This window comes from Glaciimonas sp. Gout2, assembly GCF_035018905.1.
GTDB lineage: Bacteria > Pseudomonadota > Gammaproteobacteria > Burkholderiales > Burkholderiaceae_D > Glaciimonas.
This window is the reverse complement of sequence record NZ_JASJXA010000012.1, coordinates 46,411-73,123: the sequence shown is the minus strand read 5'-3', so window position 1 is coordinate 73,123 and position 26,713 is coordinate 46,411. Positions and strand designations below refer to the sequence as shown.

Annotated in this window: 23 protein-coding genes; 6 read left to right on the top strand and 17 right to left on the bottom strand. The window is 49.9% G+C overall.

Annotation, left to right across the window (positions count from 1 at the left end):
- Positions 1-56: 56 nt before the first annotated feature.
- From QN379_RS10755 to QN379_RS10740, 4 genes are all read right to left on the bottom strand, one after another.
- Entirely contained in the window at positions 57-1,043 is a 987-nt protein-coding gene (locus QN379_RS10755; protein WP_322232534.1) for a beta-ketoacyl-ACP synthase III, read from the bottom strand.
- A complete protein-coding gene (gene plsX / locus QN379_RS10750; protein WP_322232535.1) occupies positions 1,040-2,143 on the bottom strand; it encodes a phosphate acyltransferase PlsX in 1,104 nt (367 codons plus the stop codon). The genes QN379_RS10755 and plsX overlap by 4 nt, the downstream gene beginning before the upstream one ends.
- A gap of 151 nt (positions 2,144-2,294) precedes the next feature.
- Complete coding sequence (gene rpmF, locus QN379_RS10745; protein WP_014006864.1) at positions 2,295-2,477, bottom strand: 50S ribosomal protein L32; 183 nt, start codon at positions 2,475-2,477, stop codon at positions 2,295-2,297.
- Between the two features lie 214 nt (positions 2,478-2,691).
- Positions 2,692-3,186 carry a YceD family protein gene (locus QN379_RS10740; RefSeq protein WP_322232536.1) on the bottom strand — a complete coding sequence of 165 codons (495 nt, stop codon included), beginning with the start codon at positions 3,184-3,186 and terminating at the stop codon, positions 2,692-2,694.
- Positions 3,187-3,300: 114 nt separating this feature from the next.
- On the opposite strand from QN379_RS10740, the gene QN379_RS10735 reads away from it, so the two are divergent.
- Positions 3,301-3,960, top strand: coding sequence for a Maf-like protein (locus tag QN379_RS10735; RefSeq protein ID WP_416186772.1), 660 nt, complete (start codon positions 3,301-3,303; stop codon positions 3,958-3,960).
- A gap of 68 nt (positions 3,961-4,028) precedes the next feature.
- Entirely contained in the window at positions 4,029-4,781 is a 753-nt protein-coding gene (locus QN379_RS10730) for an SAM-dependent methyltransferase (protein WP_322232537.1), read from the top strand.
- A 539-nt stretch (positions 4,782-5,320) separates the two neighbouring features.
- On the opposite strand, the gene QN379_RS10725 is transcribed toward QN379_RS10730, so the two are convergent.
- From QN379_RS10725 to QN379_RS10710, 4 genes are all read right to left on the bottom strand, one after another.
- The gene (locus QN379_RS10725) at positions 5,321-6,307 is read right to left on the bottom strand and encodes a S49 family peptidase (RefSeq protein WP_323506642.1); all 987 of its coding nucleotides are present in this window, start codon (positions 6,305-6,307) and stop codon (positions 5,321-5,323) included.
- Between the two features lie 44 nt (positions 6,308-6,351).
- The gene (locus QN379_RS10720; protein WP_322232539.1) at positions 6,352-6,723 is read right to left on the bottom strand and encodes a Rieske (2Fe-2S) protein; all 372 of its coding nucleotides are present in this window, start codon (positions 6,721-6,723) and stop codon (positions 6,352-6,354) included.
- Positions 6,724-6,750: 27 nt separating this feature from the next.
- The gene (locus QN379_RS10715) at positions 6,751-7,410 is read right to left on the bottom strand and encodes an HAD-IIIA family hydrolase (protein WP_322232540.1); all 660 of its coding nucleotides are present in this window, start codon (positions 7,408-7,410) and stop codon (positions 6,751-6,753) included.
- A 95-nt stretch (positions 7,411-7,505) separates the two neighbouring features.
- Positions 7,506-8,666 (bottom strand): RluA family pseudouridine synthase, encoded by a 1,161-nt coding sequence (locus QN379_RS10710; RefSeq protein WP_323506641.1) that lies wholly within the window; start codon positions 8,664-8,666, stop codon positions 7,506-7,508.
- Between the two features lie 600 nt (positions 8,667-9,266).
- On the opposite strand from QN379_RS10710, the gene QN379_RS10705 reads away from it, so the two are divergent.
- The 4 genes from QN379_RS10705 to glp all read left to right on the top strand — a co-directional run bounded on the left by QN379_RS10705 (position 9,267) and on the right by glp (position 16,130).
- Positions 9,267-12,506, top strand: a complete 3,240-nt coding sequence (locus QN379_RS10705; RefSeq protein ID WP_323506640.1) for an Rne/Rng family ribonuclease — start codon at positions 9,267-9,269, stop codon at positions 12,504-12,506.
- Between the two features lie 421 nt (positions 12,507-12,927).
- Positions 12,928-14,043, top strand: coding sequence for a GTP 3',8-cyclase MoaA (gene moaA / locus QN379_RS10700; RefSeq protein WP_322232543.1), 1,116 nt, complete (start codon positions 12,928-12,930; stop codon positions 14,041-14,043).
- A 108-nt stretch (positions 14,044-14,151) separates the two neighbouring features.
- Positions 14,152-14,751: a molybdenum cofactor guanylyltransferase MobA gene (gene mobA / locus QN379_RS10695; RefSeq protein WP_323506639.1), complete on the top strand. Its 600-nt coding sequence runs from the start codon at positions 14,152-14,154 to the stop codon at positions 14,749-14,751.
- Positions 14,748-16,130 carry a gephyrin-like molybdotransferase Glp gene (gene glp, locus QN379_RS10690; protein WP_323506638.1) on the top strand — a complete coding sequence of 461 codons (1,383 nt, stop codon included), beginning with the start codon at positions 14,748-14,750 and terminating at the stop codon, positions 16,128-16,130. The genes mobA and glp overlap by 4 nt, the downstream gene beginning before the upstream one ends.
- 211 nt (positions 16,131-16,341) lie before the next feature.
- Here the strand turns inward: glp and QN379_RS10685 are convergent, their stop codons facing one another.
- The 9 genes from QN379_RS10685 to QN379_RS10645 all read right to left on the bottom strand — a co-directional run bounded on the left by QN379_RS10685 (position 16,342) and on the right by QN379_RS10645 (position 26,711).
- Positions 16,342-17,817 carry a DNA recombination protein RmuC gene (locus QN379_RS10685; protein WP_323506637.1) on the bottom strand — a complete coding sequence of 492 codons (1,476 nt, stop codon included), beginning with the start codon at positions 17,815-17,817 and terminating at the stop codon, positions 16,342-16,344.
- Between the two features lie 63 nt (positions 17,818-17,880).
- On the bottom strand, positions 17,881-18,315 hold the full coding sequence (locus QN379_RS10680) for a group II truncated hemoglobin (RefSeq protein WP_323506636.1): 435 nt from the start codon (positions 18,313-18,315) through the stop codon (positions 17,881-17,883).
- Between the two features lie 33 nt (positions 18,316-18,348).
- Complete coding sequence (locus QN379_RS10675) at positions 18,349-20,850, bottom strand: ABC transporter permease (protein ID WP_323506635.1); 2,502 nt, start codon at positions 20,848-20,850, stop codon at positions 18,349-18,351.
- Positions 20,847-21,431 (bottom strand): DUF4126 domain-containing protein, encoded by a 585-nt coding sequence (locus tag QN379_RS10670; RefSeq protein WP_322232549.1) that lies wholly within the window; start codon positions 21,429-21,431, stop codon positions 20,847-20,849. Before QN379_RS10670 ends, QN379_RS10675 begins: the two co-directional genes overlap by 4 nt.
- Positions 21,432-21,602: 171 nt before the next feature.
- A complete protein-coding gene (locus QN379_RS10665) occupies positions 21,603-22,364 on the bottom strand; it encodes a sulfite exporter TauE/SafE family protein (RefSeq protein ID WP_322232550.1) in 762 nt (253 codons plus the stop codon).
- A gap of 392 nt (positions 22,365-22,756) precedes the next feature.
- Positions 22,757-23,848 carry a chorismate synthase gene (aroC, locus tag QN379_RS10660; protein WP_323506634.1) on the bottom strand — a complete coding sequence of 364 codons (1,092 nt, stop codon included), beginning with the start codon at positions 23,846-23,848 and terminating at the stop codon, positions 22,757-22,759.
- A gap of 70 nt (positions 23,849-23,918) precedes the next feature.
- The gene (locus QN379_RS10655; protein ID WP_322232552.1) at positions 23,919-24,491 is read right to left on the bottom strand and encodes a GDYXXLXY domain-containing protein; all 573 of its coding nucleotides are present in this window, start codon (positions 24,489-24,491) and stop codon (positions 23,919-23,921) included.
- The gene (locus QN379_RS10650; RefSeq protein ID WP_323506633.1) at positions 24,484-25,614 is read right to left on the bottom strand and encodes a DUF4401 domain-containing protein; all 1,131 of its coding nucleotides are present in this window, start codon (positions 25,612-25,614) and stop codon (positions 24,484-24,486) included. The genes QN379_RS10655 and QN379_RS10650 overlap by 8 nt, the downstream gene beginning before the upstream one ends.
- Positions 25,611-26,711 carry a DUF2157 domain-containing protein gene (locus tag QN379_RS10645; RefSeq protein WP_322232554.1) on the bottom strand — a complete coding sequence of 367 codons (1,101 nt, stop codon included), beginning with the start codon at positions 26,709-26,711 and terminating at the stop codon, positions 25,611-25,613. The genes QN379_RS10650 and QN379_RS10645 overlap by 4 nt, the downstream gene beginning before the upstream one ends.
- Positions 26,712-26,713 lie beyond the last annotated feature (2 nt).

Sequence of the window (26,713 nt, the reverse complement as noted above, 5' to 3'; positions counted from 1 at the left end):
CCATCAAGCATTTTTTCATACTGCGCGCTTGGGAGCCGATCCGACTAGCGACCAACTTACATTCTTGCCACAATAGCACCCCAGGAAAAACCACCGCCAACAGCTTCCATTAGTACATTCTGTCCAGCTTTGACGCGACCATCACGCACAGCCTTATCAAGCGCTAACGGGATTGAAGCGGCAGATGTATTCCCATGCTGGTCAACGGTGACAACCATCCGCTCTGGTGGCAGACCAAGTTTGCGCGCGGTACTTTGCATGATGCGAATATTCGCCTGATGAGGAATCAGCCAGTCGATTTCAGATGCTGAAATACCAGCGATCTCCAACGCTTCCTTAGCGACTTTTTCCAGTACCGATACCGCTAGCTTGAACACCGCCGGGCCATCCATATATAAGAAAGCACTACCATCAACCGCCCCACTACTTACGTTGCCAGGAACGCATAGGATATGCCCATAGCGGCCATCAGCATGCAGCTTGGTAGCGAGAACACCTGGTTCCTGTGAAGCAGTCATCACAACCGCGCCAGCGCCGTCTCCAAATAACACGCAGGTAGTGCGATCTTCAAAATTCAAAATACGGGAAAAGACTTCCGTTCCAATGACCAGAACGTTCTTGTGCGTACCGGCTTTGATGAAGGCATCAGCGATTGAAGCGCCGTATACAAAGCCACTACATACCGCTTGCACATCGAATGCAGCGCCACCGGTGGTAATACCCAGTTTCTGCTGCACCACGCAAGCCGTACTCGGAAAACTCCCAAAATGATCAGGAGTCGACGTGGCGACAATAATCAAATCAATGTCGTTTGGCTCCATCCCCGCCATTTCAAGCGCATGCTTTGAAGCAGCAACGGCGAGATCACTAGATTGCACATCAGCCTCAGCGTAGTGCCGCGCCGATATCCCGCTACGCGAAAATATCCATTCGTCCGAGGTTTCAATACCTTTCTCGGCCAATTGCACTGCGAGGTCCTGATTAGTAAGGCGTTTGGGTGGTAAATAACTACCGGTACCCACAATTTTGCTATAAATAGTCATGCTGTCTTCTGTTGGGGTGGCTCAATATTGGTGGCAGCATTTGCAAGCACTTCAACCTGCACCAAAGCTGCTTCTGTCTGCGGCATCAACGCTGCAATGGTCGTTGTAATACGTGATAACACATCATGCTTGGCTGCATCGAACGCACGCTGAATGGCCCATTCGTAGCCATACACGTCAGCACTACCGTGGCTCTTGAACACTAGCCCACGTAAACCGAGCAAACTTGCGCCATTGTATCGTGATGGATTGAGACGGCGCGATATTGCTTTAATAGCACTTTTCGCAATTAAAGCACCGATCATATTAAGAATACTGCTTTTAAATTCTGTCGTCAGCACACTTTTTACCAGCCTTCCGAGTCCCTCGGAGGCTTTAAGAGTAACGTTGCCGACGAAACCGTCACACACCACAATGTCGGTTGTTCCCTCAAAAATATCGTTACCTTCAACATTTCCATAGAAGTTGATAAGACCTTTTTCGTGATCAGCCCGCAGCAATTCTGCGGTTTGCTTGACCATTTCGTTGCCCTTGATATCTTCCTCGCCAACATTGAGCAAACCGACCGTAGGCTTAGCCTTGCCCTCCATGGCTGAGACAAGTGCTGAACCCATGAGAGCAAATTGGTGCAGATGCTGCGGCTCGCAGTCAACGTTCGCGCCAAGATCAAGCATATAAGTCGGCCCGTCCTTTTGATTTGGAAGGATGGTACAAATTGCTGGCCGATCCACGCCAGGGATAGTTTTTAGCAAATAACGCGAGACTGCCATCAGCGCGCCGGTATTTCCAGCTGAAACGCAGGCACGTACCTTCTCGTCTTTCACTAATTCAAGCGCCACGCGCATGGAGGATTTCTTTTTACGCCGTAACGCGGTTTCAACCGAATCATCCATCGTTATCACCTCCTCCGCGTGCACGACTGACAGACGAGGGTGTTCCTGCGCTTTGTGCTTTTTTAATTCGGCCCGAATTTGATCCTCGAGGCCGACCAATACTAATTCAGCCTCTGGTTCGCGTTTGGCAAATGCAATAGCTGCAGGCACTGTTACAGATGGACCATGATCGCCACCCATACAGTCGATAGAGATTTTAATTGTCATTATTTTGATTCAGTGCCGTTTCCAACCAACATTATGGGGCAGATTTGGCTAGCGTCAAAATCACCGCTCACAATTTTTAACTTACAAAAGAAAAGCGGCATCATTGAGAAGCTCAATGATGCCGCTTTTTTTACTTAAGACAACAAGTAAATTACTCGTCGTTCTTAGTCTTCAATACCTTACGGCCACGGTAAAAACCGTTTGGGCTGATATGGTGACGCAGGTGTGTTTCACCTGTAGTTGGCTCAATCGCCAGAGGAGGCGCTACCAAAAAATCGTGGGCACGGTGCATGCCGCGCTTGGATGGGGTCTTTTTATTTTGCTGAACAGCCATGATAACTCCTGAATCTAAGATCTAAAATTTTAACATATCTGGATTTACTACATAGAAAATCCAGAAATTCCTGCCGCTTTTGGGCGCGGAATCCCTTACTCATTGCTACACTTCATGCCACACTTCGTCACGTTCGGTACTGCATAACATCACAACCGCGACACTTAGCGCAACAACGTTACCGCAATCTGGAACGACAACCCCTACAACCTTGCTACTTCAAATTCTTTAACATCGCAAATGGCGAATCTTTTTTACCGGCCTTTAACGCCTCGAGTGCAGACGTATCGGGGCAAACAGCATGCTTAGGTGACAGTGGCAGGGCCAACAGCGCCTCGTCTTCTACCAATTGAATAATATCGAGTGCTTTGGAGCCGATAATGACATCGATCTGGTCATCGTCGAGCAAAGCGTCAATATCATCTGCGCTCGCCTCATCTTTTGCCAAAATCAACACAGATTCCGAGTCGACATCAAACGCAAAAGGGGACAAGCAGCGTTGACACGTTATTTGTAGTGAGCCGGTCACCGTCAATGTTAATTGTGGATGCGCAACATGGTTTGAACCACCAGCCAGCACCCATTTTAACGTCCCCGAAGGGTCAGCCAGTTCTTCTGCCAATCGCCCCAGATCAGAGACCGGGCTTGCACCTTCACGACGTTCTTTCAGGCGGGAAAACTCAAACGCGTCGATAACAAAAGCACTCATAGGCGAAGCGGAACCCTGAAAACCTGCGATAATAACAGCCTTTCCCCTTATCCGTCAAAGTGTTACGGCGCTTTTGTTGAGCACTCATTCAAAAAAACGTCAAACTTCGTTCCTATGCCCTCTTCGCAACAGCTTCCAGCGCCAACGCGGTCCGGCGTTATATCAAATATCCACATCTCACCTCGTCTTATTCTTGGCTCTAGCTCCAAATATCGCAAGGAATTGCTCTCCCGCTTGCACATTCCGTTCGAGGTGATATCTCCAGAAATCGACGAAACCCCGCGTTTGGGCGAGACACCAGAAGAAACTGCCATGCGACTTGCCAGAGAGAAAGCATTGGCGGTGGCGTTGATGGCGCCAGAAGCACTGATTATTGCATCAGATCAAATTGCGACGCTAGACGGGGAGCAGATCGGGAAACCGGGGACGCATCAAAATGCCCTCCTTCAACTGCAAAAAATGCGTGGTCGACGAGTTGTGTTTCACACAGCACTATGTCTGCTGGACGGACGCTCAATTAAATCCGAGAGCATAGTGCAACTGGAAAATATTCAGACTTTTGTCACCTTCCGTAATTTGCCAGACGCAGAACTGGATGCTTATTTGCATATTGAACAACCATACGATTGCGCAGGAAGTGCCAAAAATGAAGGACTTGGGATCGCCATTCTTGAAAAAATCGAGAGCAGCGATCCAACTGCGCTGACGGGCTTGCCACTCATTGCACTAACCGGCATGTTACGCCGCGCTGGCGTGTCCTTTTTCACCAATTAAAACGGCGCGCATATCTTCCCGTATCGTGACTCTCACATAATCATTCTCATATAGAAATAAAGGTTAGCATGGCAGGTATCCTGTATTTGATTCCCAATACCCTCGGGCAAACCGACGTCGAGCATGGCAATCCTCTGGCTTCCGTTATTCCGGAAGATGTCCAGGGCCTCACTGCGAAACTAGGTTATTTCATTGCCGAAAACGCTAAAACAGCGCGTGCATTTTTGAAGTTAATCAACGCCTCGCATCCACTGACACAATCGCTGCAAACCATTAATATCGCCGAACTTAACGTTAATACACCGGTTACCGCATTACCGGCACTGTTGGCGCCATTACTGGCCGGTCAGGATGCTGGCCTGGTTTCTGAAGCGGGCGTCCCGGCAGTCGCCGACCCTGGTGCTAATCTGGTGCGAATGGCGCATGCGCATGGCATTCAGGTCAGACCGTTGGTTGGTCCGTCATCATTATTATTGGCAGTAATGAGTAGTGGTTTAAATGGACAAAGTTTTGCGTTTAATGGTTACCTGCCAATTGATGTTGACCAGCGGACCAAGCGCATCAAAGCGTTGGAACTGCGCTCCCGTCAAGAAAATCAAACCCAGCTTTTTATCGAAACTCCGTATCGCAATACTGCCTTACTGGAGGCCCTGAGCGCTCAATGCCAGCCGAATACATTGATTTGTGTCGCAACCGATCTTACGCTATTGACCGAGACAATAAAAACGCAAACGGCCGCGCGCTGGAAGACTGCACTCGGCACGAACAAAGGTCCAGACTTTCATAAAAAACCGACGGTTTTCTTGATACTCGCAGAATAGCTAGGAAAAAATTAGTCGAGAACTATCAACTAAAAATACGGATGATTGGTGAGCTATTGCGCATCCGCGTTAGATAGTCTCAATCAAGTGAAGCCAATACGCTCGCACGAGCGTCAAATCTAAATAAACCTTAGCTAGCAATTTTGCGGAGCAGAGCAGCGCCCAAAACGCAAAACGGCGACAGTGTTGCGCTGTCGCCGAATTTGCATGTCTCGAAAGACGTATTCTTGAGAAGTCGAAAACTTCTCGGGGCCGCATTTAATGCAGTGGTGTCCAGCATTTAATCGTCATTCTAGTGCAAGGGGTGTATTGCTCCAGATCCGTCAATTTAATACCGGTTGATTACTGTTGAATGGCTAACGATAGTGTGGTTTCTATATTCGCCTCCTCAAATAATTCTGCTGAATGTGACTTCACTATACGACAAAATCATCAGAGTGCAAGACGACTTATTTTCAAGTCGCCTTTATCAACATAATTATTTACATAAAATTAACGAAATTATTTACATTAAATTAACTTAAATAATTTATATAATATTAACGTAATACCGGTTTCTGCGAACTCATCATCGTCCCCACAACGCCCTCGCCAACCGACACGCCAAATTTCTTCAATACACGTTCAGGCAACCCTTCGCTCTTGGTGTAATCAACCACGTCTTCCGCCTTTAAGATATCGCGTGAGACACTCTCGACCGTACCGTAGCCGTCCGCCAATCCCATATCAATCGCCTTACTGCCAGTCCAAAATAAACCAGAAAATGTTTCCGGCGTTTCTTTCAGGCGCGTTCCGCGACCTTTGCGAACTACGTCGATAAATTGCTGATGAATTTCACCGAGCATTTCTTTCGCAAAGCCCTTTTGAGTTTCGGACATCGGACTAAATGGATCGAGAAATCCTTTATTTTCACCAGCCGTTAATAACCGCCGCTCAATACCCAGTTTTTCCATCAGACCGGTAAAACCAAAGCCATCCATCAAGACCCCAATCGATCCGACAATACTCGCCTTGTTGACATAAATTTTATCGGCTGCGGCAGCGATATAATAACCACCGGAGGCGCACATTTCGTCCACCACGACATATAACGGCTTCTTCGGATATTCCTTACGCAAGCGACCAATTTCGTCGTTAATAATTCCCGCCTGAACCGGACTTCCGCCAGGACTATTGATACGCAATATCACACCGACCGAATCAGTCGCCGCAAACGCATTATCAAGCGCCGGGATCAATACGCTTGCAGATCCGTTGCCGTCTGCGTCAATGACACCATTAAGTTTAACCAACGCCGTATGCCGACCAACCGTGGTCGTATCAGCGCTCTCGTAGTGGGCCGCATACCAAACCCCAAAGCCAATCAAGCATAAAGTCGCCAGCTTAAAGAAAATTCCCCAGCGACGGCGCGCACGCTGCTCGCGCAACGAAGCGGTCGCCAACTTTTCCAGTAAATCACGTTCCCAGCCTTCTTTTTTCGGATTTTCCATATTCTCAATATCGGTTTTGCAATTGTTAGTACGCATTCCGGTTTTCGTCCACCGGGGAAATTAAGCCGCGCCTGGCCGCACTACACTCCAGGTGCATTAACATAGTCATCAGGGCGCCAGAATACCTGATTATCATTTTCTTCTACCGCCACTTTGCGCAAACTCGCCCCACGACAAGGGCCGCCAACGCACTTTCCCTTATCGGGCGTGTAAATTGCGCCATGCGTGGCACACATAAGATACAAGCCGCTGGATTCAAAAAAATCACCTTCATTCCAGTCCAACTCTATCGGAACGTGCGCGCAACGGTTCAAATATCCATGTACGCTATTTTCATAACGAACCACAAAAGCGGTCAGCGCTTCACCATTCACTTTTACGGCAAAGCGCACACCCATCCCACGCTCAACGAGATCAGAAGAAGAGCAGATTGGTATCAAACCAGATGTCATGTTGAATTACGCTGAAATAACTGCATTTCACGCATTGTCATTTAGCCAAGCATGTAACGCTATCGCTGAACTAGCAGTAAAGACCGGATGCAACGGCGTTAGTTCACTGGCTGGATGCGCACCATAATCAACCGCAATCGCTGCGGCACCAGCATTGATAGCCATTTGTAAATCATGCGTGGTATCACCAATCATGACTGTGCGCTTAAGGTCTTGGCCAAGTTCACGCGTCAGTTCGTGCAACATCGCTGGATGTGGCTTTGAAAAAGTCTCATCGGCACAACGCGTGGCATCAAATACAGACAGCAAATTGCTTGAGTGCAGGGCACGATTTAGCCCGACACGACTCTTGCCAGTCGCCACAGCCAGAAAATAGCCTTGCTGCGACAGATCCGCCAACATTTCACGAACGCCATCAAATAAGATTAAATCCTCGTCCTGCGCGAGATAGTGGTGGCGATATCTCTCCACTACACGTGGATATAGATGCGACTCTAAACCCGGGATTGCCATGCGTATTGCCTCAGATAGTCCAAGTCCGATGACATGCGACGCGGCCTTCCGATCAGGAATCGCCAGACCAAGATCTTTTGCCGCCGATTGAATACACTTCACAATTGTCGCGGTGCTGTCCATCAGCGTACCGTCCCAATCAAACACAATTAAATCAAAACTTTTCCGCGCCATATTTCTGACAATAACTTGCCAGCTCCTTGTAATTTCTTAAAAAATGCGTTCATAGGTGAGGATTAGCGAAGACATCCTGACCTGAAACTCCTATTTTAATCGTCCTGCGCTGGTTCTGCTGCCGAGCTTGTTTGCGGCAAACTTTTTAAAAACCGTTCACATTCTGGCGGTAGTGGCGCCTTTAACGTGACCGGCTTTCCACTCTCCGGATGGGTAAAAGTAATCTGATAAGCATGCAAAAACATGCGTTTAAATGCAATTCGCTCGCCATCTGCCTTTTGCAAAGCACGATTTAATGAAAAATCACCGTATTTATCATCACCTGCGATCGCAAAACCACTCGAGGCAAGATGCACCCGAATCTGGTGAGTGCGACCCGTTTTTAACTCAGCCTCAAGCAATGCAAAGTCGCCATATCTGCGGATCAGACTAAATATCGTATGCGAGGCCTGACCTCCTTCTTGCACCCTTACCCGACGCTCACCATCGGCGGCAGTATACTTGTGCAAAGGCAACTTTACATGCTGACGCGCATTTTTCCAATCACCATGCACCAAAACCAAATAACGCTTGTCGGTTTCGCCATCACGCATTTGTTCATGCAAATTAGTCAAAGCGGAACGTTTCTTTGCTAATAATAAAATGCCTGAGGTATCACGATCAAGACGATGCACCAGCTCGAGAAATTTGGCATCAGGACGAGAAGCCCTCAGTTGCTCAATCACACCGTAACTGACTCCAGACCCGCCATGCACGGCAACGCCCGCTGGCTTGTCAATGACAAGCAGATGACTATCCTCCAAGAGAATTTTAAATTCCGCACCCGGTGCCGTCTTTTCAGCTCGCTCTGCAATACGAATGGGTGGTACGCGCAGGATATCGCCTTCCAACAATCGATAAGTCTGATCTATGCGGCCTTTATTTACCCGGACCTCGCCCGAACGCAAAACGCGATAGATATGACTTTTCGGCACTCCCTTGCAAATACGTAATAAAAAATTATCAATCCGCTGGCCCGCTTCTTCGTCAGAAATAGTGATTAACTGGACTTGGGGAGCAACTTCGGGTGGTGCGACAACTTCCGCTACTTTCGTTACTTTAGTTAAATTGGTTAATTTGGCTGCCTCAATCATCTTGCTTTGAAGAACAGTTTTGTACTTGGTAGCGGCTGGGGTCCGCACCTGTGCCTTGCCCTGAGTTCGGCCATCGCGGCGGCCCTCAGCCCTTACGCCAGAAAATCTCGCTAAGTCCTTCATTTTGAATATATAATTGTTTCACAGTGGTTACAAACCGCTGTTGGTGTAAGAATAAAAAGACCATTCTACACAGGGGCGTCTCCACCAGCCTCGCCAATTTGCAAATTTGATGGAAAAATGTGTACGCATCACCCCTGCGCGAGTCAAGGTCGCACCGTAGTTGTCATCGGATAACGCGCAAGGATGTTGGACAGTATGTTTGGATGAATAGGATAAGTCTGATGAGAAAGACACACGATTCAGATTATTGAAACGTTATGTGACTAGCTCATTAGTAAATGCAGTAAACGTAACGCCGGTTTTTTGCTGAACAATGTACTTTTTGACTTACCAAGACGCTCGCCCCCAGAATTCATGCTCGCAATGCGTAATTGCGCTAAGCAGGACCTGATTCGATGCACGCTGGTTACGCTCAGCAAGCGGCGATATTGCATTCGCGCCCCGTTGTGCCTCGCCATCGTTGCGCGGACACACTAAGGCAATTCCCTCCCCCCAAACACTCCTTCCTCGCGTACATCCCTGTATTCTGCTGCTGGAATCATTGCTTAATTGCATGATTAGGTGGCATTAAAAATGGCCCCAGGGCCACGGAGTGAAAAAATGAAACGCATGTTGTTTAATGCTACGCAGCAAGAAGAATTGCGCGTAGCGATTGTTGACGGGCAAAAGCTCATCGATATCGATATCGAAACCACCGGACGCGAACAACGCAAGTCCAATATTTACAAAGGTGTGATTACCCGTATCGAACCGTCGCTAGAAGCTTGCTTCGTCAATTACGGCGAAGAACGCCACGGCTTCTTGCCATTTAAAGAAGTTGCCCGCACCTATTTTAAAGAAGGCGTTGATGTTCGTAGCGCCTCTATTAAAGAAGCGTTGCGTGAAGGCCAGGAAATCATGGTTCAGGTCGAAAAGGAAGAGCGCGGCAATAAAGGCGCTGCCCTTACCTCTTTCGTATCATTGGCTGGTCGCTATCTGGTATTGATGCCTAATAATCCACGCGGTGGTGGTGTTTCCCGTCGTGTCGAAGGTGAAGATCGCCAGGAGTTGCGGGAAACGATGGACAAATTGGACCTGCCTTCTGGCATGTCCGTCATTGCCCGCACTGCTGGCATTGGTCGTAATGTTGACGAACTGCAATGGGATTTGAATTACCTGATGCAACTATGGCGCGCTATCGAAGGTGCTGGTACGCAAGGTAATGGCGCATTCCTGATTTATCAGGAATCATCGCTGGTCATCCGGGCTATTCGCGATTACTTCCAGCCTGATATCGGCGAAATTCTGATCGATACCGACGAAATTCACGAGCAAGCGCAACAGTTCATGGCGCACGTGATGCCGGATATGGTTCATCGGGTCAAACGTTATCACGACGACGTGCCGTTATTTTCCCGATTCCAGATCGAACACCAAATCGAAACCGCGTATTCGCGCACCGTTCCGCTGCCATCAGGCGGCGCGATTGTGATCGATCATACCGAAGCACTCGTATCAGTCGACGTCAACTCGGCCCGCGCAACCCGCGGCAGCGATATCGAAACCACCGCATTTAACACCAATTGCGAAGCCGCTGAAGAAGTCGCTCGCCAATTACGTTTGCGCGATCTGGGCGGTCTGATCGTCATCGACTTCATCGACATGGAGAATGCGAAGAACCAGCGCGAAGTCGAAACACGCCTTAAAGACGCACTGCGCTATGATCGCGCTCGTGTTCAAATGGGCAAGATTTCTCGCTTCGGTCTGATGGAGTTGTCACGTCAGCGTCTACGTCCTTCGCTGTCGGAAGGTAGCCACGTAACCTGCCCGCGCTGTAACGGCACTGGCCACATCCGCGATATCGAATCCTCTGCTTTGCAAGTCCTGCGCATCATTCAGGAAGAAGCAATGAAGGAAAACTCTGCTGCTATTCACGTCCAGGCACCGGTAGATGTTGCTGGGTTTCTGCTGAACGAAAAGCGTGGTGAGATACTGAAGATCGAAACCCGTCATCGCGTGGCCGTTATCCTGATCCCAAACAAGCATCTGGAAACGCCGCACTACAAACTGGAGCGTCTGAAGCACGACGATCCACGCCTTGAAGAAACACAAGCCAGTTACGCAATGGCAGAGCAAGCTGATACCGACATCGGTTATAGCAAACGCCAAAAAGAAGAAGGCAAACCGCGTCAGGAAGCCGTGGTCAAGGGCATTACTCCAGACCAACCAGCACCTATCGTCGAGCGTAAGCCAATAGCTGTCGCCCCTGTTGCAGCCTCAGTAGCAGCGACTGGTGAAGGGTTGATTGCCAAGATCATGGCATTCTTCTTCAAAAAACCAGCATCGACTGAAATCGCCGTTACCCCAACTGTTGCCGCAGCAAAACCTACCCGCGAACGTGGCAATGACCGCAATGGTCGTGGCCAGCGTGGCCGCAATCGTGGCGGTCGTAATCGCGACCGTGACGAAGAAGGCGCACCAGTCGAAGCCCGTGAAGAAAATGCTAACAGCACTAAGAAAACTGTCGTAGCAGATGTCGTCGTTGCGGCTAACTCGGAAACCAAAACGCAACAACGTCAACCACGTCCACCAAGAGAGCCACGTGAGCCAAAAGAAGCGCGCGAAGCACGCGAGCCTCGCGAGCCAAGCGAAGGCCGTCAACGCGGCGAACGGACACCACGTCCACCACGCGAAGAGCGTAAAGAGGTCGTAAGCGAAGTAAAGAAAGATGAAACGCTTCTTCATACTCCGGCTGTCGAAGCACCTTTGGTAGCAGTCGGCATCGCAACAGAGAAAGCCATTGACGCTGAATCATTGGATGCGGCCGCTCCTCGTACAGATGGCGAAGCCGGTGAAGGTGAAGAACCACGTCGTCGTCGTCGTCGTGGCGGTCGTAATCGTAACCGTCGTGATCGCGATAGCACTGAAACAGGTGCTGAAGGTAACGAAAACTTCGTGGATGCGGGATCTGAGTTTGCCTATGACCCAGAAACTGCTCCTGTCAGCCATGCGACAACTCCGATTGGTATGGTTATTGCTGCCGATACCGCTCATGCAATCGCGCCAATCCAGGCAACTGCACCGGAAATCATGGCACCAGTACCAGTGGCCGTGACAACTGCTCCCGCAATTCTGGAAAATGCAATTAAAGAAACACACGACGTCGTTGCTCCGGCAGCACTAGTAGTTGCTCCGGTAGTTGCTCCGGTTGAAGCGGTAGCATCCATCGTTCCAACCACATTGTCCGCCGCTATCGCTGCCCCAATTGCGCCTCAGCACGTTGTTTCTGACGTTGTAGCATCTGAGGCTGTTAAAGAGCCAGCTGCTTTGGAAACAACGCCAGCAGCTCCGGTGGTACCAGCAGTCGTATTACCAGAAGTTATGCCAGCGCCGGTCGTCACCACTGCAGCGACAGTTTATGCTGCTGAAGTAACAACACAGGCTACGCTCTCCTCTGCCAATGCGCCTCTGACCGAGATAGCCAAAGAAACGCATATAGCAGATGTCAACGCGCTCATTCCAGCAACTCCTTCAATTGCTAATGAAGTTGTTAGCAAGGTTGAGCATGAAGTCGTTACGACACCATTTGTTGCGCCAGTAGAAGTAACAGTGGCGGAGATAACAGCGGCGGTAGCGCCAATCGCGTCCTCGCCGATTTCTTCTTCGGTTGATGAACTGCAAAATGCATTGGAATCTGCTGGCCTGACGCTAGCAGGAACCGATCCAGCGAAACTGCGCGCAGCGCAAGAGGCGGCGGCGAAAATTGTCGTTGCACCACGTGCACCACGTGAGCGTAAGCCACAACCGGTGTTGGTCGATGAGCCACTGGTTCAGATCGAAACTGAACTGAATCGGCAATAACACATTCGCAACTGGATAGCGAAAAACCATAGTTGAGGAGTGCGGCTAAACCAACGCCCTCCTTAACTGGCCGAACTAGTTAAATCCAGACTGTGATGGATAAAAAGGGAGTTTTTAAACTCTCTTTTTTAACGTCCAAAATTTGGTCCAAAATACCAAAATTCTGCCGCCGTGGTATCTTCTGTATCGTATTGCCAAGATCATAAAATTCATTACTTTTAGAATTTGTGACAAGCTCTATTGCGCCGACCAGCCATCCTGTCATCATAGGACCATAACGCCGCCGAATCTTTACTCGCGTGAGTAAATATAGATTTCCAAGCTGTTACCCTAAAGGCTAAGTCAGAGCGAACAAGGCAGCCGATCAACAACAAGATCTTAACGCGCTAAGATATTTTGAGATAATTTGCATATAGACAATATGACTAAAAAAGTCATTCCACTGATTGATCACCGCTTACTCGGCCCCATCGTCCCGACTATTCTTGAGGCACCAACGGGAGTTATCACCGATGCATCAGGCCGACCGTTGCACGATTTGCGGATTTCAGTAACGGATCGCTGCAATTTCCGGTGTGTCTATTGCATGCCGCGGGAAGTCTTCGATAAAAATTACGCATTCTTACCACACAACGCTTTGCTGTCGTTTGAAGAAATCACGCGCTTGGCAAAACTCTTCGTGGCGCACGGTGTCAAGAAAATTCGCTTGACCGGTGGCGAGCCGCTTTTGCGTAAAAATATCGAAAAGTTAATAGAACAACTCAGTGCATTGAGGACACCGGACGGCGAGGATATCGATCTGACATTAACCACCAATGGTTCTTTACTGGCAAAAAAAGCACAATCGCTCAAGGATGCTGGATTAAATCGCGTTACCGTCTCGTTGGATGCGATAGACGAAAAGATTTTTAAGCAAATGAATGATGCCGACTTTCCTGTCGCCGATGTATTGCACGGACTGGATGTCGCCCATCAAGTAGGACTTGGCCCGATTAAAGTCAACATGGTCGTTAAGCGCGGTGTCAACGATCACGAAATAGTGCCGATGGCGCGTTACTTCAAGACCTCACCATTTATTTTACGTTTTATCGAATACATGGATGTCGGCGCGTCGAATGGATGGAAAATGGATGAAGTGGTTTCTTCCTCAGAGGTCGTAAAACGAATCCAAAGTGTATTTCCAATATCGCCGTTAGCGGCTAACTACACTGGCGAAACTGCGCAGCGTTGGCGCTATGATGATGGTGGCGAGATCGGCCTGATTTCCAGCGTCACGCAGGCGTTTTGCAGCGATTGCAGTCGCGCTCGGCTCTCAACCGAGGGAAAGTTATATACCTGTTTATTTGCCAGTGAAGGACACGATTTACGCGCCCTTTTGCGTGGCAATGGCGGCAATTGCAGTGATGCAGAAATCGCGACAGTTATCGGCCAGATCTGGCGGGTACGAGATGATCGTTATTCCGAGCTGCGAACGCTTAATACCAATGGCTTGACCCCGGCAAGAAAAAAAGTAGAAATGTCGTATATCGGAGGATAAGTTTTGATGCGCTAATCTCAGGATACTTTCGTCGTATCCAGTTTTTCTTCATCGTCCTGATTTAAGCTGCAAACTGTCCATCAACAACGCCATCCACGCCACCATCTTATGCATATTATTCAAATAACAGGTTTAATCCTTGCTGGCGGTCGCGGCAGCCGGATGGGCGGTGTTGATAAAGGCTTACAGACAGTAAGCGACGTCCCAATGGTCGCGCACGTCATAGCAACGTTAGCGCCTCAAGTAGGCTCGCTCATGATCAGTGCCAATCGCAATCTAAGCGCATACGCTACCTTTGGCGTGCCGGTCTGGCCCGATGCAAACAATGACTTTGCTGGCCCGCTTGCAGGTATTCAGGCAGGATTAAAAAACTGTCAGACACCTTATTTAGTCACGGCTCCATGTGACTCCCCGTTTTTACCAGACAATGTAGTGTCTGAATTGGCGAAGGCGTTGGAAAATACCGCGGCAGATATTGCTGTCGCAGCGACCTCCGGCATTAACTCAAAGATCCAGACACAACCGGTTTTCATGTTGATGAAAACGACAGTACTTATAGATCTGACGGCGTTCATAGACGAAGGTGGGCGCAAAATTGAAATCTGGTATCGGCGCTTGCATTACACTGAAGTCCTGTTTCAAGATGCCACGCCATTTCGCAATATCAATACGCCCAATGAATTACGTGAAGCAGACAACCACCAATGACTAAGCAATCCTATCCTTCGCCATCGCTGCCATCGCGATCCTCACGGTCGTTGTTAAGCGCAGCAATCAGTTGCGTCTCCGATTACGATTCCGACGCGCTGCCAGTAAGTCACGCCCAAGCGATTATCCGGGACTGCATTACGCCGATTCATGCGATAGAAAAGGTTGCCATCCGCACCGCACTTGATCGCGTGTTAGCAATCGATATTATTTCGCCGATCAACGTTCCTGCATACGATAACTCGGCAATGGATGGATATGCTTTTCATAGCGAGAGCTTATGCGCCGACGGTGACACGCTGCTCAGCGTCATCGGTACATCCCATGCAGGACGCGCGCATCAAGGTCCCGTTGCACCGGGACAAGCAATACGAATCATGACGGGTGCGCCAATGCCCGACGGCCTTGATACCGTCATTCCACAAGAATTCGTCAGCGCATTCAACGGCGACGTCACAGAATCAAATGATGCGAACGGCTCGTCACAATTACCCCGCTCCAAGCCTTTCATCACGATCGCTGCGGGCGCAGTCAGAGCAGGCGCTAACCGTCGTCTGGCTGGCGAGGATTTGCAAGCAGGTGCCGCGGCATTAAAGAAAGGACGGATTCTGCGCCCTGCCGATCTCGGCTTGCTGGCCTCATTAGGCATCGCCGAAGTACCAGTCCAACGACGCTTGCGTGTGGCTTTTTTCTCCACCGGCGATGAATTACGTTCAGTTGGAGAGGCGCTTGATCCCGGCTGCGTTTATGACTCCAATCGCTACACACTATATGGCATGTTACGCCGACTAGGTTGCGACATCATCGATCTCGGCGTGGTTGCCGACGATCCCGCAGCATTAGAAATCGCGTTCAAAAGTGCGGCAGAAAATGCAGACGCCATTATCACTTCCGGCGGTGTGTCTGTCGGTGACGCTGACCATACACGACAGATGATGGCGCAGTTAGGCGAGGTAGCGTTCTGGAAACTCGGGATGCGCCCAGGTCGCCCCCTCGCATTCGGTACAATTAACAGCTCCAACAAACCGGCCGTCTTTTTTGGACTTCCTGGCAATCCGGTAGCCGTCATGGTGTCGTTTTATTTTTTTGCGCGTGATGCGCTTTTGCACATGATGGGAGCACAACCAGCACCGCTTCCTCTTATGCAGGTAACGTCCGCATCGATCATTCGAAAAAAACCGGGACGCACCGAATATCAGCGCGGCATATTGATCCGTCACGAAAGTGGCGGATGGTCGGTGCGGCCAACTGGTGCGCAGGGTTCTGGGATCCTGCGTTCGATGACTGAAGCCGATTGCATGATCGTTTTAGCACACGATCAAAGGGACGTCGCCATCGGCGATCAGGTTGAGGTCATTCTATTTAATGGCCTGATTTAAAGCGACTTCCAGACGGTGCCTGCCCGAATCAATTTCGCATTGCCGATGCACCGCACCGTCGTACAAATTCGTATTCTCAAGCCCGCTGGCTAAGATTTTTAGAGCTTGCCTGAGCGGTCGCATTACGTGGTTAAGCGGATAACCCAGGTAGCGTACCGATAGAGGTATCGGTGCTTCCGACAGTCTTATATCTCGTCAACAATTGATAAAATCAACTTTCTTCGTCTTGTAATTGTTCTGGCTCCTTCCCCAGCACCAATTGCGCTGCCTCGCTAGGTAGCGCCTCAACCGACTTCAATTTACGCGCCATCTGCCGACTACGAACCTCGGCCTGATCGATGTTTTTTGCTGCCCGCTCAAGAGCCAACTTGGTCGCTGCCAACACGTCACCAAACTTGGTGAACTCGGTCTTCACTGCGCCCAGGACTTGCCAGACTTCGGAAGAGCGTTTCTCAAGCGCTAAGGTTCTGAAACCCATTTGTAGGCTGTTTAATAATGCCGACAAGGTCGATGGGCCAGCGATGCTGATGCGATGGAGTCGTTGCAAGTCATCGGCCAAACCTGGACGCCGCATCACTTCTGAGTACAGACCTTCAGTAGGCAAAAAGAGAATCGCAAAATCGGTAGTAAGCGGTGGTGATAAATATTTTTCCGCGATGGTTTTCGCCTCGCCCCGCACGGCACGCTCCAACTCACGGCCTGCCAAGGCAACGCCATCGGCATCTGCGCGATCAGCGGCCTCGGACAATCTTTCATACTGCTCTTTAGGAAACTTTGCATCAATCGGCATCCACACCGGCGTATTACCGTCATCATGGCCTGGCAACTTAATCGCAAACTCAACACGCTCGCCACTACCGGGAACCGTCTCCACATTTTTAGCATATTGTTCGGGCGTCAAAACTTGCTCCAACAACATTTCCAGCTGCACTTCGCCCCAAGTACCACGCGTTTTAACGTTGGTAAGAACGCGTTTCAAGTCGCCGACGCCAATTGCCAGTTGCTGCATCTCACCCAAACCTTGATGCACTTTTTCCAGCCGGTCCGAGACAATCTGGAAGGACTCACCCAAACGTTTTTCTAACGTTGCGTGCAGTTTTTCATCCACGGTCTTGCGCATCTCTTCAAGGCGCAGACCATTATCATTTTGCAGATCCTTAATTTTTGCTTCCAGCGTGGTACGAATTTCTGTCATCCGCTGCGCGTTCGACTCAGTCAGCGTGGCCAGGGTCTGATTAAGTGTATCGCCAAAACGTTGCAGAGAAAGTGCCTGCTCTTCACGACTGGTCTGCGCCTGTTGATTCATGGCCAGGCGCATGCTGTCGAGTTGCTGTGCATTGGTCTCATTGAGTCGCACCAATTGTTGGGCAAACGCATCGATCTGACTATTCTGCAATGTCGCCACACTGGTCATTTGGGCTAATACGGTCTGTTGCAATTGCCCAAAACTCGCACCGATTTCCTGACGCGTACTCTGGGCACTACCTTGCACCTGATCGCGAAGCTCTCGCTCATTACGATCACCGATATCTTGTTGACTACGCAACAAATCGTCTTTGATTTGCGTCAATTGCGCCTGCTGCGCATCACCTTTTCCAGAGTGACCGGACCGCCAGATCGACACAACCTGAAGCGCTATGATGATCGCGGCAATAATGAGCAAAACAAATAATTCAGATAACGTCATGATGTCAGTTCAAAAAAAAGGGGCTGCATCCGCAACCCAGTAAAAAAATCCACGTCTGATAAACTACGCTTGCGTATCCACGTTATCGGGCTTATTACGCATCCAGTCAGCGGTATCAAAGAAAGAACTCATCAAACGCTCCTGCAATTGTTCCTCTAACCCGACATCCTGCATCGCCAGCGCCATACACCGCAGCCATTGATCCCGCTCCGGCGTCGAAATCGCATACGGCAAGTGCCGTGCGCGCAAGCGCGGATGACCAAATCGCTCAACAAACAAGTCCGGGCCACCACTCCAACCCGACAAGAACCAATAGAATTTGTCCCGCGACCCATCCAGCGAAGTGGGATGCAAAATCCGCACACCAGAAAATGCAGGCTCCAGATCCATCAAATCATAAAAGCGATCAACCAATTCACGCAAACGCTCAGCGCCACCAATCAATTCAAAGGTAGAAGGGGGCGTCAGTTCAACAGAAGAATTTTTATCAATAGTCATAGATCGGAATGATAACGCAAACACCCCCTAAATTCATGCCTCTCGCAAAGTCTCCAAAGGTGGCCGAGACAAAACCCCTCTCAACCCAATCCACCCACCCACAAACGTACAAACCGCCCCAATCACCATCCCGGCAACCCAAATCAACGGACTAAACGCCCAGGTAAAACTAAACACATAATGCGCTAACGCCCATCCTGTGGCCGCCGCGCCGGTTGCCGCCAAAAATCCCGCCAAACTGCCAATCAATGCAAATTCAATCCACTGCGCATGCGACAACTGCGTGCGCGTAGCGCCCAAAGCCCGCAATAAACCCGCCTCCCGCGTGCGCTCCCCTTGCGAACTCAACAACGCTGCATACAAGACCAAGCCACCGGACGCCAACGTAAACAGGAACAAAAATTCAACCGCCGCCACGACCTGATCGACCACGTCCTGCAATTGCTGAATAATACTGCCAATATCAACAATGGTCAGATTCGGGAAGTCACGCGTCAACTGGTTACCAAGATTGCTGTGCGCAGGCGGTAAGCGGAACGCCGTAATCCAGGTTTGCGGTGTATTCACCATGGCCTTCGGATTTAAAATGACAAAGAAATTGACCTGCATCGAGCCCCATTCCAACTTACGCAAGCTGGTAATCGGTGCACTGACGGTCTGACCAGCGATATCAAATGTGAGTTTGTCACCTAACTTCAGGTTCAACGTTTTTGCCAGCCCTTCTTCAACCGAGGCTTCCGGCTGATCGTCTTTATACCAATTACCGGCGACTATCTCATTTTTCAGTGGCACAGCCACCATGGTCGACAAATTGAATTCGCGCTCTACCAATCGTTTAGCACGGTCTTCCTGATACGTTTCCGGCTTGATAACATTGCCATTAATTTCAGTCAAGCGACCACGAATCATCGGATAGAGGTTCGGTTGCGTAATACCAGCTGCAACAAGTCGTCGATTGATATCGGCAAGTTGGTCGGGCTGAATATTAATCACAAACCGGTTTGGCGCATCGGCAGGCGTCGATTGCCGCCATGCGCCGATAAGGTCACCGCGGATCACCGTTAGCAATAGTAACGCCATCAAACCAAGCGCCAACGCGACAATCTGCACAATTGTGGCTCCTGGTCGGCGTTGCAATCCGGTCAGGGCAAAGCGCCAACTTGGATGTTTGAAAGCGCCGCGCACGGTCCGCAACGACTTCAGTGCTAACCACGAGATCAGCCCAAACATCGCAAAACAACCCAAAAATCCAAGCGCCGTCAGCAAACCCAACTTAACGTCACCAGCTTGCCAGAGCAACAAGCCGATAAAGGTGAACGTTCCCAAACCATAGGTTGCCACGACCGCCACCTGCGGTGCATCTTGCTCGCGTCGTATGACCCGATTATGTGGCACGTTGCGCAGCTGCAAGATCGGTGGCAGGGCAAATCCAACTAATAATAGCAATCCGGTCACAATTCCCTGCAAGCCAGGGATAACACTCGGAGGTGGCAAATCATGGGCGACGAACTTACCAAGTGTCTCAAGCAACACAAAATGTGCGCCAAATCCGACTAAGGCACCGAGTACACTTCCAATCAGGCCAATCATTAAGAATTCGTATAGATATAGCTGTGTGACCTGATTTTGGGTCAAGCCGAGACAACGCAACATCGCACACGCATCAAGATGACGTAACATGAAGCGCCGCGCTGCCATCGCTACAGCCACAGCGGCCAACATCGCTGACAACAGACCCACCAACGATAAAAACTGCTGCGCCCGATCCAGCGTAGCGCGCATTTCGGGGCGTCCGGTCTCTAACGACTCTATGCGCACGCCCTTAACGTTATCCCGCGCAATCTCAGCTTCTACCCACCCCTGAAATGCCTGAACTTGCGGGGCCGCGCCGGCCAATAATAAACGGTAAGTAACGCGAGAACCGTCTTGCACTAAATGCGTCGATGCCAGATCAGCGAGTGACAGCATCACGCGCGGCGAAAAGTTGACAAAGCCACTACCGCGATCCGGCTCGACCGAGAGAATGTGTGCAATCGTGAAGGTGCGATCACCGAGCTTAAGCGGTGCGCCGACGCTGATGTTTAATGCGGTCAGGATATTCGGATCAACCCAGACCGTACCGGCAGCGGGAACGGCGCGGGTGATGGTGTCTGGCGTTCCTGGCTTATCGGTAATACTTAAATTGCCACGCAAAGGATAGGCGGCGGAGACGGCTTTTAACGAGGCTAACTGAGATTTGGAATCATCGCCCTCGCCTGATAATGCCATGCTAGGGAATACTACGGTGTCGGCAATGGTCAATCCACGCCGCTGTGCCTCGGCGCGCCAATTCGGGTTGACCGGTTGGTCAGCTCCGATCAATAAGTCGGCACCCAACAATTGGTGGGCATCACGCGCTAATCCCGCGCGCATCCGATCAACAAAAAATCCGACCGAAGACAATGCCGCCACCGCCACAATTAACGCCACCAACAAGAATCGTAACTCACCCGCCCGCCAATCGCGTTGGGTCATGCGCAGAGACTGCAAAATCATGTACTAAGCCTTTGAAAAACCCAGCGCAGACTACGCCACAACTTGGGCAACAACCAGATTGCAAAAATAAAGAATACCAGCAAAAATCCGAATAGGACCCAAGGGTGGTAAAACGCTGCCCATAAAGCGCCCAATACGGTGACATCTTCGGAAAATGAGGCCGCCCAATTACTTAATGGTTCTGGTGAAGTATTGATCATGGCGCGACTACCCGCCTTGGTAGCATGGGCACTGGCGGCAAAAGTGCCACCGACCAGCGCGGCAGCCGTCGTCACTGCAGGGTCCATATGTCCCATCGCGGCGGCGCTTAATACAGCACCGGCAGGAATGCGGATAAACGTCTGGACCGCATCCCAGATTGAATCGAGACCCGGTATTTTATCGGCTAAAAATTCGACCAGCATCAACAAGCCGGTAATACCCAAAATCCAGGGAGACTGCAATACTTCAAGCGTGTGCGGAAGGGTGATCCAACCCAAGCGTCCGAATAGTCCGGCGACGAATAACGCCATATACAGGCGAATGCCGCTGGCCCAGGAAAGGCCTGCTGCCATCGCGGCAGTCGAAAGTGTATCCACCATATCGGCTCCCCACAGGATTCTGCTTCACCATCAATCAAGTCGATCGAGAAGCTAATTACATCGGTTAAATGAGAAAAACCTCGCTAAAACAACGTTTTTATACGATATTCCAACTTTGAAAGGTCGGCAAGCATTGCGTGAGCCGTCCGATAGCGCCAACGGCAATCACTATCAACCACGCAACATTAACCGTCCAGCCAACACAATCAAAGCCAGGCTGAAGCACAATCTCAAGCGACGTTCAGGCAACTGATGCGCCAGCGCCACGCCGGATGACACACTCACTATCCCGCCAATAGCCAGCGGAATTCCCACAATCCAGTTGACATGACTGGCGTAGGCAAACGTGCATAAAGCCACCACCGCGCCAGGCGACACCAGGGCGAGGGCCATTCCCTGAGCCGCGGTTTGCGTCGTACCGAAAAAGGCCACCAGTGCAGGCGGAGCAACGACACCGCCGCCTACGCCAAAAAATCCGGAGACCGCTCCGCCGACAACACCGACCACGGGTAAATAATTCAAACCCAAGACCTTTTTCGTACGGGCCAACGATTTTTTACGCAACAAATTCCATAACAAATAGCAACCCAACACTTCCATAAACACCGCAAATGCAAAATGCAACGTATTAGCGGCAATCACGGTGGCGTACCATGCAGTCGCATACGTCACTAAAACGGCTGAACCACCAAGCATGCTTGCCGCCCGCAAATCCAGGCTATTGCGCTGGCGGTAACGCCAAAATCCAATCAAAACGTTCGGCACCACCATGACCAACGCCGTGCCTTGCGACAATTGTTGATCCATACCGTAAAACATACCGAGGACGGGAATCGCTATAAGGCCGCCGCCTATTCCAAATAACCCGCCCACGCCGCCCAAAACAGCACCTAACAGGAGGTTTCCACAAAAATATATCAATACGTCGCACATACTTTAGTGCTAATAAGCAACAATATAATAGTGAACTTGAAGAAATTTTAAAAATATACTTATACAACTACAGTAGATATCAATAAAACACTGAACTCACACTGTATTTGGTGGCCCACCTTGGTTCTCAACAAAATGAAAAAGCACAACACGTTAACATTACAACGCTGAAAAAATAATCGAAGCCCGAAAAAGATGTAAGTGAAGCGATATTATTTACAGGTAAAACAATGGAGCGTTGCGGGTGGTTAAGCGATTAATCCGTGACGCCGAATCCAAAAAACCGAGACGTAGCCCGGTTTTGGTGGTGTACATCACAATCCAACACGACTTACAACTAAAAAATATATCGACCGCAATTTCGCGCTAACGAGAATAATTAATCAGAGTAGTTATTCCGGATTGACCAGACGCGGAACTTTTACATCACCACACTGAGCACGGTCACGCAAAGCATGATCCATCAATACTAGCGCCAACATCGCCTCAGCAATCGGCGTGGCGCGAATCCCAACGCAAGGATCGTGACGTCCGAACGTTTCCACAATTGTTGGCACACCTTGTTTGTCAATCGACTGACGTGGCGTGCGAATACTCGATGTCGGCTTAATCGCAATGGTCACGGTAATATCCTGGCCGGTTGAAATCCCGCCCAGAATACCGCCGGCGTTATTTGTCAGGAATCCTGTTGGTGTGATTTCGTCACCATGGACTGAACCTTTTTGTACGACGGACGCAAACCCCGCACCAATTTCAACCGCTTTGACGGCATTGATACCCATCATCGCGTATGCAATATCAGCATCGAGCCGGTCATACAATGGTTCGCCCAAGCCGACCGGGACATTGGAAGCAACAACGTTGATGCGCGCTCCGCAAGAATCGCCATCTTTGCGTAAAGCATCCATGTACGCTTCCAGCTCAGGAATCTGCGTCGTGTTCGGCGCAAAAAAAGGATTTTGGGGAACATGTTCCAAGGACTCGAAAATAATCGGAATCTCGCCCAATTGGCTCATATAGCCCTTAATGACAGTACCGTATTTCTGCATTAACCATTTCTTGGCAATCGCCGCGGCCGCTACCGATGGCGCGGTCAACCGGGCAGACGAACGGCCACCGCCACGAGGATCACGGATGCCGTATTTTTGCCAATAAGTGTAATCTGCGTGACCAGGGCGAAAGGTTTCGACAATGTTGCCGTAATCTTTGCTGCGCTGATCTTGATTGCGAATCAACAACATGATTGGAGTGCCAGTCGTTTTACCCTCGTACACACCAGAGAGAATTTCAACGGTATCCGGCTCTTGTCGCTGAGTAACGTGACGCGACGTGCCCGGTTTGCGTCGGTCCAAATCCGTTTGCAGGTCGGCTTCCGATAATTCCAGACCCGGAGGACAACCATCCACGACGCAGCCAATGGCTGGGCCATGAGATTCACCAAAATTGGTAACGGTAAATAATGAACCGAAGGTATTGCCGGGCATGGTGATCCTGATTAATTAAACGTTAAAGGATAATTTTACCAGTGCCAATGACACAGCAGTTATTCCGGTGTCAGTTCTGAGGGTTTTTCACGGTTTCTGAAGGTTTTTGGGCCGGTCTTTGCACAGAAGGGTGGATGAGGCGCATCTGGTCGTCCTGCAAACCGACTAATAAAGCCTGTCCGTCCGAAGCGACGCGGAATTGCCCATACCGTGCGTTCGCAAAAGCCGCACCTTGTCCTTCCTGAAAAAAATAAGCATCAGAAACTACTCTCACCCGTCCATTGCGCAGCCGATATTCAATCAGTGCCTCATTCGCCGCTAACGGCTTGCCGTTGTCGATCCGAACAAATTTTGCCGGTATTTGACCCGACTCATCCGGTACGGATATAACTGCCTTGCCAGTGATTGGCAGAGACAAGGAGGATGCCATGATATCTCTGGATAATTGCCAATCCAGCGCCATGTAATCGCCTTGCATCAACGAGCGCGGATCCACCGGCGCCATCGCCAACGATACACTCCGGCCGTATTTGAGCACCTCTTCTTTATGCCAGATAGCTTGATTGATCGCCGCCAGAATCAGCATTAATCCAATCAATATCAATCCTCCCCGATTACTTTTTACGATGCTGCGATCAAACATTCTTCATCTCCGCAGGCAGGCGACTTAAAAAGAAATAGCCAAGTAATAAGAGGCCGCCGGTGACTATTAGACCAATCGATTTCACCAACAAAGTAAAGTCCAAAGAATAATAAAACCATGACAAATAGCACAGCGAGGCGACAATTCCGAGGGTAATTAACCACCGTCGCCCTCTCGCAAAGCCTAGCAATATCAACATCCCACCCAGTACGAGACCAACCACCCAAACGCCGAGAATGGAAAACACCAATCCGCATGTAAGCGCGACACGCCGCCACGCTACCGATAAGGTAGAGGACAACCGGACAACCAGCTCAAAAAATACAATGCCAACAATCGCCGGATCGAGCAGATATAACCATCGATACAAACTGTCACCCAATCCATCATTGCGGTGTCCGTCGGCAACTTGCGTTAACAACCAGGCAGGGAACCATACCGATGTTAGTCCCAGACACAACAGCGCAACCGTCAGTCCCACGGCGATTGGTAGAAATGTATGTCGCAATCGCATCAGCCAATAAGACTCATCCAACCAAAGTAGCGCAACCAACGCGGCACAAATCGGCAGAATAGGGCTTGGCCCCAGCCACATCAAGAATCCCATATGCAATGCCAGCACAGACAATATGGTGCACAGCAAACGATGTAAAAAATCAGGGTTCAGCACGAACAACAAACATTGGACCAATGCAATACAAAACAACGGCCATGCAACATCCACACCATAAGTCGCAAATAACCAAAATCCCGCCATGCCCTGCCCCGCCAAACTCAAGGCCAGCGCTAACTGTTGCCATAGTTCCGTATGGCCAATTCTATTAATGCCGCATGCCATGCCAATCAGTACCAGCCCCACGACAAGTAACGCGCCATCCTCATGCTGTAACTGATCGATTAAGAAAAAGCCACAAAACGCCATGAGGAACAAACCACCCAACCAGCCGCAAACGCCGAGCATCAAACGTATAAACCAAGGAGCGGACGGTTCTGGGTTCAACCAGACTGGTGTTTCGTTTGTCGTTACTTGACCTTCTGCATGCAGTTGCTGCCAGAGGCGCGAACATCCTACTGAAGAATTATCGGAGTCTTGCATTTCAGCTAAAGGCGCGCCAATTTTCATTGCCGTTCCTGAATCCAGCCACGCTGCACCCTACGCAGCCAAAGCGCTGCCATGCTTGAAGCAATCACTAAAAATAATCCTATCACTATCAAGCCAACCAGCCATGTAGGTCTATGCCCGAAAAAAAGTATCCCAACCAATTGCCCCGTCCCTCCCGCTATCAGCGCAAAACAGCATCCAGTTAATATGACCACCTCGCGACGTCGACGATAAAGTACAAAAAATCCCGACAATACGATCAGCATGACAATAGAACTTAACTGAATCCAATCTGGATGAGCAATGAGGCGACCCGGTAAAAATATAATATGGTAAGTGGCTGAGGCCAATGTCAGCAATGCGGCAAAGCGGATAAAGAATCTGTATCTATACACATTGTCGGCAGCTGCAGATTGAGGATGACTACGATGCAAAACAATTTCAGTGCAAGCCCATATCAAACCATTCAGCCAAAATAACGACACGGATAAAGTATTACCGCCTTCATTACCACCGAACAGGCTAAACAATGCACTACCGGGATACAGCGTCAAGGCCACGTTCAATAAACCCAACCAAAGACACCATGCAATATTTAACCGTGAGACCAACACCCAAGGAAATATCAAAATACTCCAGGTTAAAAATAATTGATAAGGATCTGCACCGGTTTGATAAGTCTGCCCAAAGTAGGCCAGCAGCGCTCCGCATAGCAACATCGCCGCCAGCAATGCCGTTTGCCCCTTTAAAGTATCTAGCGTAAAACGCCTGGCAAGTAACGCAGCGCTAATCAATAGTCCCTGCAATAAAATGAATTTAGCAAATCGTGGCAACGCTTCCCAATTAAATGCAAAGAAGAAAATAACGCCAACAGTCAAAAACAAAATGCCGCCAAACAAACAAACATTCTTCAGAAAATATTTCCAATCGGACCGGCCCGGCAACTCGCCAGACAACTGCCAAGCACGCTCAGCCGCCATCGGGGTTATTTGTTTTTCTTGTAGCCAATGCGTGATGGCAGGACGTACTGAATATGTTTGACATGTCCGTACGAAATCGGATTCAGAATGTAATTTCGGGCTGAGTGGTGTTGGTGGTGTTAATGGGATTGGTGGCATCG

What these genes read in the sequence shown, in the direction of transcription:
- QN379_RS10755 (WP_322232534.1), bottom strand. Translation starts at nt 1,043, where the DNA reads ATGACTATTTATAGCAAAATTGTGGGTACCGGTAGTTATTTACCACCC.
- plsX (WP_322232535.1), bottom strand. Translation starts at nt 2,143, where the DNA reads ATGACAATTAAAATCTCTATCGACTGTATGGGTGGCGATCATGGTCCA.
- rpmF (WP_014006864.1), bottom strand. Translation starts at nt 2,477, where the DNA reads ATGGCTGTTCAGCAAAATAAAAAGACCCCATCCAAGCGCGGCATGCAC.
- QN379_RS10740 (WP_322232536.1), bottom strand. Translation starts at nt 3,186, where the DNA reads ATGAGTGCTTTTGTTATCGACGCGTTTGAGTTTTCCCGCCTGAAAGAA.
- QN379_RS10735 (WP_416186772.1), top strand. Translation starts at nt 3,301, where the DNA reads ATGCCCTCTTCGCAACAGCTTCCAGCGCCAACGCGGTCCGGCGTTATA.
- QN379_RS10730 (WP_322232537.1), top strand. Translation starts at nt 4,029, where the DNA reads ATGGCAGGTATCCTGTATTTGATTCCCAATACCCTCGGGCAAACCGAC.
- QN379_RS10725 (WP_323506642.1), bottom strand. Translation starts at nt 6,307, where the DNA reads ATGCGTACTAACAATTGCAAAACCGATATTGAGAATATGGAAAATCCG.
- QN379_RS10720 (WP_322232539.1), bottom strand. Translation starts at nt 6,723, where the DNA reads ATGACATCTGGTTTGATACCAATCTGCTCTTCTTCTGATCTCGTTGAG.
- QN379_RS10715 (WP_322232540.1), bottom strand. Translation starts at nt 7,410, where the DNA reads ATGGCGCGGAAAAGTTTTGATTTAATTGTGTTTGATTGGGACGGTACG.
- QN379_RS10710 (WP_323506641.1), bottom strand. Translation starts at nt 8,666, where the DNA reads ATGAAGGACTTAGCGAGATTTTCTGGCGTAAGGGCTGAGGGCCGCCGC.
- QN379_RS10705 (WP_323506640.1), top strand. Translation starts at nt 9,267, where the DNA reads ATGAAACGCATGTTGTTTAATGCTACGCAGCAAGAAGAATTGCGCGTA.
- moaA (WP_322232543.1), top strand. Translation starts at nt 12,928, where the DNA reads ATGACTAAAAAAGTCATTCCACTGATTGATCACCGCTTACTCGGCCCC.
- mobA (WP_323506639.1), top strand. Translation starts at nt 14,152, where the DNA reads ATGCATATTATTCAAATAACAGGTTTAATCCTTGCTGGCGGTCGCGGC.
- glp (WP_323506638.1), top strand. Translation starts at nt 14,748, where the DNA reads ATGACTAAGCAATCCTATCCTTCGCCATCGCTGCCATCGCGATCCTCA.
- QN379_RS10685 (WP_323506637.1), bottom strand. Translation starts at nt 17,817, where the DNA reads ATGACGTTATCTGAATTATTTGTTTTGCTCATTATTGCCGCGATCATC.
- QN379_RS10680 (WP_323506636.1), bottom strand. Translation starts at nt 18,315, where the DNA reads ATGACTATTGATAAAAATTCTTCTGTTGAACTGACGCCCCCTTCTACC.
- QN379_RS10675 (WP_323506635.1), bottom strand. Translation starts at nt 20,850, where the DNA reads ATGATTTTGCAGTCTCTGCGCATGACCCAACGCGATTGGCGGGCGGGT.
- QN379_RS10670 (WP_322232549.1), bottom strand. Translation starts at nt 21,431, where the DNA reads ATGGTGGATACACTTTCGACTGCCGCGATGGCAGCAGGCCTTTCCTGG.
- QN379_RS10665 (WP_322232550.1), bottom strand. Translation starts at nt 22,364, where the DNA reads ATGTGCGACGTATTGATATATTTTTGTGGAAACCTCCTGTTAGGTGCT.
- aroC (WP_323506634.1), bottom strand. Translation starts at nt 23,848, where the DNA reads ATGCCCGGCAATACCTTCGGTTCATTATTTACCGTTACCAATTTTGGT.
- QN379_RS10655 (WP_322232552.1), bottom strand. Translation starts at nt 24,491, where the DNA reads ATGTTTGATCGCAGCATCGTAAAAAGTAATCGGGGAGGATTGATATTG.
- QN379_RS10650 (WP_323506633.1), bottom strand. Translation starts at nt 25,614, where the DNA reads ATGAAAATTGGCGCGCCTTTAGCTGAAATGCAAGACTCCGATAATTCT.
- QN379_RS10645 (WP_322232554.1), bottom strand. Translation starts at nt 26,711, where the DNA reads ATGCCACCAATCCCATTAACACCACCAACACCACTCAGCCCGAAATTA.